This window comes from Deltaproteobacteria bacterium, assembly GCA_016183175.1.
Lineage (GTDB): Bacteria > UBA10199 > UBA10199 > UBA10199 > SBBF01 > JACPFC01.
In genome coordinates this window covers 1-6,801 of record JACPFC010000062.1, presented here as the reverse complement: position 1 = coordinate 6,801, position 6,801 = coordinate 1, and the positions used below count along the sequence as shown (strand labels likewise).

Below are 6,801 nucleotides of genomic sequence, written 5' to 3'. Positions count from 1 at the left end.
TCAATATTCTGCACCTGCTCGCGGATTTTTTCCATCTCGCATTTCGCGGAAACGACCGTCTGCGCCGCTTCGGCATTCTGCGTTTTGGAGGCGATGGTGTTCCATTCCCGGTTCATCTCCTGAATGAGAAAATCAAGGGGACGTCCAACCGGTTTAAGGCTTTTCAGGAGTTTTCTCGCCTGCCCAAAATGGCTGGAAAGCCGCTCCAGTTCCTCGGTGATGTCGCTCCGATCGGCAATAAAGGCCACCTCCATAGCCAGCTTGCCGGCATCAACCGGCAGGGCCGGTGCCACAGGCCCGGCCGGTGCCACAGGCCCGGCCGGCGCCGCCACCGCCTCCATTCCCGAAAGGAGTCTTTGAATGCGGCTCTCAAGTTTCATTTTGTTCTGCTGAACAATCCCCTCCTTATTCAGGGCCGTCTTTTGGGCCAGCTCCTCGATGAGTTTCAGGCGCGAGGCGATGTTTACGCGTAAATTCTCCCCTTCCCGCTTTCGCATCCGGTTGAGTTCCGCCAATGCCCGGATAATCAGCCTTTTCAAGGCGGGACCGATTTTCTCCGCCCCCGGCGGACTCCCCATCCAGAATGGGGCCCCCGCCTGAAGGTGGGCGAGGGTCACCGATTCGGCAAGTTTGAGGTGTCTGCGGACTCCGTTCAAGAATCGCCAGTAGCCGAAAAGGGCCTTTTTGTTTTTTTCGTTGAGGGCAAGCCCCGCTTCGCCGCCTTTCTCTTCGCCGATCCAAACATCCACCTTTCCCCGATGAATTGTTTTTTTAACCAGCTGGACAATGGGAAGTTCCAGGCTCGAAAGGCTGTGAGGGAGGCGGGTCTGAACCTCGCAATAGCGATGGTTTACCGATTTGATTTCGACAAGAAAATGGGAGGAACCCGCTTTCCCTCGCGCGCGTCCCATGCCCGTCATTGAATAAAGCATTTAATTTATCTAAAACCGACGGAAATCTTCGTCGCGCCGATGGTGATTTCGTCGCCGGATTTGAGCGTGCAGGTTTCAACTTCGCGCCCGTTGACGAAGGTGCCGTTTTTGCTGACGAGATCGAGGATCCCCGCCTGTCCCCCGTCGTCGTAAAAGACCATCGCGTGCAGGCGGGAGGCGGCGGGGTCGTTTAAAATGAGATCCGGCAGGCGCTTGAATCCCCCCAGAACATGTTCTTCCTCGTCGCCCCCCTTTTTCTTTTTTTGACCGCTCGATTTCGAGAGATAATTGGAGATCAATTTTTTGGTATGGTCGTCCAGCGTCATGGTGAAGTCGGCGTTGAAAACCAGAGTCTGGACGGCGTCCTCCACCTTTCTGCCGATCGCCTTGCATGTCCCCCGTTTCAGGCGGAATTGCGCCCCGGAGTCCTTCCCCTTTTCGACTGTGAAAATGGCCGAAATTTCGCGGGGAAGAATTTTTCCGTCGGGGGAGAGGGACATGGCGGCCTCCGGCGAAAGGTCGGGGACCCCCCCTTCGACGGGATAACACAGCCGGCAGTGAACGCAGAAAAGAACCTGCTCCCGGGTATAGCGCAGATCGCCCCGGCATTGCGGACAGACGACAAATTCCAGCATTTCGGCGGGGACGGTCATTGAGTGAGCGCCTCATCCATACAGACAAAATTATTTTTTTGGCGCCGGATTGGAGTTGTATCTCCGGATCAGTTCACCGGTGATGTCTTCCGCCTTTGCGGAATAGACAACGATATCGGCCGAATTTTCCACCACCAGGTCGTACTGCTTTTCCTTGGCCAGGGCAACGGCCAGCGTCCTTAAATGGGAAATGATCCGGTCGGCGTTTTGCGCCTCTTTTGTCTTAAGCTCGTTTTCGTACTGGGCCGCCCTGTTTTGAAGATCCATGAATTTGGTTTGAAGCTCGCCCGCCTTCGCCTTTAGGGCGTCTTCGGAGAGGACCATCTTTTGCTTGTCGAGGTCGTCCCTCATTTTTTTGAGTTCGGTCTTCATGCTCTCGAGCTGTTTTTGTTTGGCGTCGAAATCGGCCTTGAGCGACGCCTTGACCTGCTTGCCTTCATTTACATCGTTTAAGGCCTTTTGAAAGCTGACCAGGGCGATTTTTTCCTGGGCCGTGGCATAGCCCGGGGATGCCCCAAAAAAGAGGGACAAAAAGAAAACCACTATAAAAATTCCGGTTCGGTGCATTGCATGACTCCTTGTTAAAATTAAGCAAATCCGACTGATCGGTCTGATCGAATTTGACTAGAATAAACCCGCCGATTAATCAAGGGTAAATTCTTAAAACGACTGCCCGATCGAGAAGTTGAATACCGCCAGCGACTCTCCTTCGCGACGCTTGAACGGAAAGCCCCACTCGAAACGGAGGGGGCCGAAGGGGGAATGCCAGCGAAGGCCAAAGCCGTAGTTGGCGCGAATGGCGGTAAGATCGATGCTTTCGTTTTCGGCCCAAGCCTGCCCCGCATCCAGAAACATCACCGTTCCGATTCCGGCGGGGGCGTAAATGGGGAGTTCGTATTCGAGGTTGAACATCAACATCCGGTTTCCGCCGTAGGTAAACCGGTGATCGCCGCCGGTGGCGCTGGAAGGAATGGAAAGCTCCGGCCCGATGCTGTTCAAATCAAAACCGCGAAGCGTATTGATGCCTCCGAGAAAAAAACGCTCGAACAGAGGAACGGGATCGGGGTTCAGCGAATTCACGTAGCCGAACATCCCGCGCGCCTTGATGACGCTTTTAAGCGGAAGGGGGAAAAAGACGCGCGACTCGGCGTACATCTTCCAGAAATCGTTGTCCCCCCCCACCCCGTGGCCGGCATACTCCGAGGTAAAAGAGTGATACATTCCCTTTGTTGTCTGAATGCGGTTGTCGCGCCGGTCGTAGGCCAGCGTTGTCAGGACGCTGGAGGTAAGCCCCGAGGCGTTCTGCTGGAAAAAGGCGGGCACCGAGGCCGAAAAATTGGTCACCGAGATATCTTCGATATTATAGCCGAGGCTGATGTCAAAAAATGGAAAGACCTCCCGGCCAAAACTCACCGTGCCGCCCAAGCTCTTCTGGTCGAAGTCGCGATTGAGCGCCGAAAAGTAGCGGTGCATGGAGAGCGAGAATATCCACCGGGTGTCGAGAAAATAGCGATCGGTCATGAAAAACGAAAACTCCTGCCGCAGTTTTGAGATGTTGGCCGAAACGCCGCCGCGGATCCCCCGCCCGAAAAAGTTGTCCTTCTGGATGGATGCGTTGAAGATAAAGCTCTCCAGCGACGAAAATCCGGCCCCCACGGAAAAACTCCCCGTCGGTTTTTCTTTTACCTCCACCGCCAGGATCACCCGGTCGTCCCGGCTCCCGCGCGGGAGGGAAAAATTCACTTCCTCAAAAAAGCCGAGCTGAAAGAGCCTCCTTCGCGAAAGGTCGAGCGCGCTCTTGTTGTAGGGGGCGTTTTCCACCACCTGCAATTCCCGGCGGATCACCTTGTCGCGGGTGACGTCGTTGCCTTTGATGTCGATCCGTTCGACGGTCACCTTGGGGCCCCGCTCCACATGATAGACGACATCCACCGTTTTTTCCGATTCGTCGGTTTCAAGCGAGGGTGAGACGCCGGCAAAGGCGTAGGCCTGGTCGCCGTAGAGGGCCGCCAACGCCTGCACATCCTCCTCCTCGGTCATTTTTTTGTAAATCTGTTTGGGGGCCATTTTTACCTTTGAAAGAAGCTCTTCGCGGGTGGTGATGATGTCGCCGGCCACATCGACGTTTCTCACCGTGTACCGGTTCCCCTCATAAACGGGAATGGTGACGGCAATGGCTTTTTTGTTGCGGGTGAGGCTCACCTGCGGCCTGCCGATTTTTACCTTGATGTAGCCGTTGTTTAAGTAAAAATAGGTGAGGAGGTCGGCGTCGAGCTTTAATTTTTCGTCGTCGAATTTCCCCGACTTTGTCAGAAAGGAAAGAAAACCCTTCACCTTTGTCTTCATTTGCTTGGCCAGTTTCTTGTCTTCGATGGCATGGTTTCCCACAAAAGAAATCCGCCGGATTCGGACCCCTTTGTTCTCGTTGATGTTAAAAACAAGCTCCATCTCGCCCGCCTCGGTGTCCAGGGCCTTAAGCTCCCAGGTAACTTCGGCCAGGTACAAGTCCTTTTCGTCGTAGAGTTTGCGGATGGCCTCAACCGATTCGACAATCCTCTGGATATCCGCCGGGGCCTGTTCGCGGATGGTGACGGCATTGTTCAACTCCTTGTCCCTGATTTTTTTGTTTCCCAGAAAACGGACGGAGCCGATCATCCCCTTTTCCACGACGCGGAAAATCAGGCGGATGCCGCCGGGGCTGTCCTCCTTTTCAACCGCCACGTCCTGAAAAAGGCCGGTCTCGTAGAGCGCTTTGATGTCCTTTTTGACTGCGGAGGCGGAATAGACGGAGCCTTCGAGGGAGACGAGCCTGCGCCGGATCGACGCCTCGTCGGTTTTGGCGAGTCCGACAAAGTCGACATTGACGATTTTGGAAGCGGCGAAGACGATGGGGGAAATGGCAAGAAAAAAAAGGAAAAAAAAATTAAGAAGCGATTTTTCCATCGACGAGTTTGACCCTTTTTTCCAGCCGTTTGGACAACTCCTCGTTATGCGTGACAACGACAAGAGTCGTCCTTAATTCCCGATTCAGCGACAAAAGTAAATCGAAAACTTGACGTCCGGTCGCCGTGTCGAGGTTTCCGGTCGGCTCGTCGGCCAGAACCATCTTTGGCGCGCCCACCAGAGCGCGCGCAATGGCCACCCTCTGCTGTTCCCCGCCGGACATCTGCGCCGGGCGCGATCTGAATTTGTCTTCAAGGCCGACGCGGGAAAGCAGTTCCTCCGCGTTCCGCCGCGCCTTTCTTTCCTTTTCGCCGCGGATCAAAAGCGGCATCATCACATTTTCGGCCGACGTAAAATCGGGCAGGAGATGATGAAATTGAAAGATAAACCCTACCTCCCGGTTGCGAAAGGCGCACAACTCCTTCTCCCCCTTTTTGAAGAGATTTTCCCCTTCAAACAAGACCGAACCGGAGGTGGGGGCATCCAGCGTCCCGACGATGTGAAGAAGGGTCGACTTCCCCGCCCCCGACGCGCCGACAACGGCAAGGGCCTCGCCCTTTAGAACGGAAAGATCGATCCCCTTCAACACCTCCGTGGTCACGGAATCTTCGGTGAAGCTTTTTTTTAGACACTTTATTTCGAGTTGATTCATGTTACCGAAACGTCTGACTCAACCCCCCCGCCTTTAGAGCCACCTTCGCCGCGACAAAGGCGCTCCCATAGCAGATCATCACCGATGAGGCAACAAGGCCGATCCAGAGGGAGGGAGCCCAGGCCACCGGCAGACGCGAGATAAAATAGATCTGCGGATCGAGGGCAAACCACCCAAAGCGGTCGAGCGACCAGAGACAGAGGGCGGAAAGAAAGGAACCGGCCACGGAACCGGACAATCCCATCACCGCCCCCTGCGCCGAAAAGGCGCGCCGCAACCTGGAACCTTGGGCCCCCACCGCCTTTAGAACGGCCAGATCCCCCCGCCGGTTCAGGATCATCATGAAGATAACCCCCATCACGTTAAAGGAAGCAACCAGAACAATCAAAAGCATCACGACGAGGAAAAGGGTTTTTTCCATCCGCATGGCGGAAAAAAGGTCTTCGTTCAACTGATCCCACGAAATAATGTCGGCGGGAATGGGGAGAATCGCCTCCAGCGCGCGGGCCATATCGCGCGCCTTGTGCGGGTCATCCAGAACCATCTCGACGCCGCTGACTTTTTTGTCGAGCTGAAAAAGTTTCTGCATGGAGGATAAACCCGTGAGAATAAACTGCGAATCGAACTCGTAGAGCCCGCTTTCAAAAAAACCGACCACGGTAAAATCCTGCGCGTAATCCTTGAGGGTCTGTTTTCCTTCGGCATCCCCTTTGGGGACCATCAGACGGATCACCCGACTTTCGGCAGGCCTGGCCGGGGCCACTGTCTTTCCTTCGGGAAAAAACCGTGTGAACAAATCCTTCCCCACAAGGACGGGCGGCGCTTTCAGGTCGGTGCGACCAAGCGCCTCGGTCAATGCTCGTTGCTCGTCGCTCGTCGCTCGTGACTCGCGACCAGTGACCAGTGACCAGTGACCAGTGACCAGTGACTCGTGACTCGTAACTCGTTCACCCGAAGTCGCTTCCGGCAGAAGCTGGTAATTGATCGGATAGACCGTATCAAGCGCAGACGGATCAACCCCTTTGAGCACCACTCCGGCCACCTCGTCGGAGAGAAGGGCCAGCCCCTCGCGATAGACAAACGGGCTTAAGCCCTGAATCCCTTTCCCTTGAAGTTCCTCCATTTTTGGATCGGGAAAAAAACCGACATGCTTTAACCATCTCCAGAGAGGGGCATGTTTTTTCCAGTAGAGCGCCTCCTCGTCGGTGACCCTCATTTCATCGAACACCGGCGTCAGCACGGAGGGGTCTTCGATGTCGCCGTCCGTCACCAAAATCAGATGGGCGTTAAAACCGAGAATCGCCTTTTCGTAGGCCTCCTGAAATCCGGTGATGACCGAAAGGGAGGTCAGCGTCGCCCCGACGCCGAAAACGATGCCGCAGAGGGCAATGAGACTCATGGGGGAGAGGAATTGTTTTTTTCTCCCCAGAAGCATTCTGAAACCGAGGCGGTATTCCCAACGCATTGTTGTTATGTGCGGGTGCCTGTGTGCCCGCGTACCCGTGTGCCCGCGTAAGAACATGAACACACAGGCACGCAGGCACTCGGGCACTTGGGCACGGTTTTTACGTCACCCTCAAAATCTCCATCGGATTCAACTTTTACGCCTGCCACGCCGGTC

The 6,801-nt window shown here is 55.1% G+C and carries 6 protein-coding genes; all 6 read right to left on the bottom strand.

Features of this window, described 5'->3' with window-relative positions:
• Nucleotides 1-932, bottom strand: a 932-nt coding sequence (locus HYU99_07025; protein ID MBI2340096.1) for a YicC family protein, incomplete at its 3' end; no start/stop codon positions are given.
• A 5-nt stretch (nucleotides 933-937) separates the two neighbouring features.
• Nucleotides 938-1,585 (bottom strand): FHA domain-containing protein, encoded by a 648-nt coding sequence (locus tag HYU99_07020; protein ID MBI2340095.1) that lies wholly within the window; start codon nucleotides 1,583-1,585, stop codon nucleotides 938-940.
• Nucleotides 1,586-1,615: 30 nt separating this feature from the next.
• A complete protein-coding gene (locus tag HYU99_07015) occupies nucleotides 1,616-2,152 on the bottom strand; it encodes an OmpH family outer membrane protein (GenBank protein MBI2340094.1) in 537 nt (178 codons plus the stop codon).
• Between the two features lie 93 nt (nucleotides 2,153-2,245).
• Complete coding sequence (gene bamA, locus HYU99_07010; protein MBI2340093.1) at nucleotides 2,246-4,528, bottom strand: outer membrane protein assembly factor BamA; 2,283 nt, start codon at nucleotides 4,526-4,528, stop codon at nucleotides 2,246-2,248.
• Nucleotides 4,509-5,180: an ABC transporter ATP-binding protein gene (locus HYU99_07005; protein ID MBI2340092.1), complete on the bottom strand. Its 672-nt coding sequence runs from the start codon at nucleotides 5,178-5,180 to the stop codon at nucleotides 4,509-4,511. The genes bamA and HYU99_07005 overlap by 20 nt, the downstream gene beginning before the upstream one ends.
• A gap of 1 nt (nucleotide 5,181) precedes the next feature.
• Complete coding sequence (locus tag HYU99_07000) at nucleotides 5,182-6,645, bottom strand: ABC transporter permease (protein ID MBI2340091.1); 1,464 nt, start codon at nucleotides 6,643-6,645, stop codon at nucleotides 5,182-5,184.
• Nucleotides 6,646-6,801 lie beyond the last annotated feature (156 nt).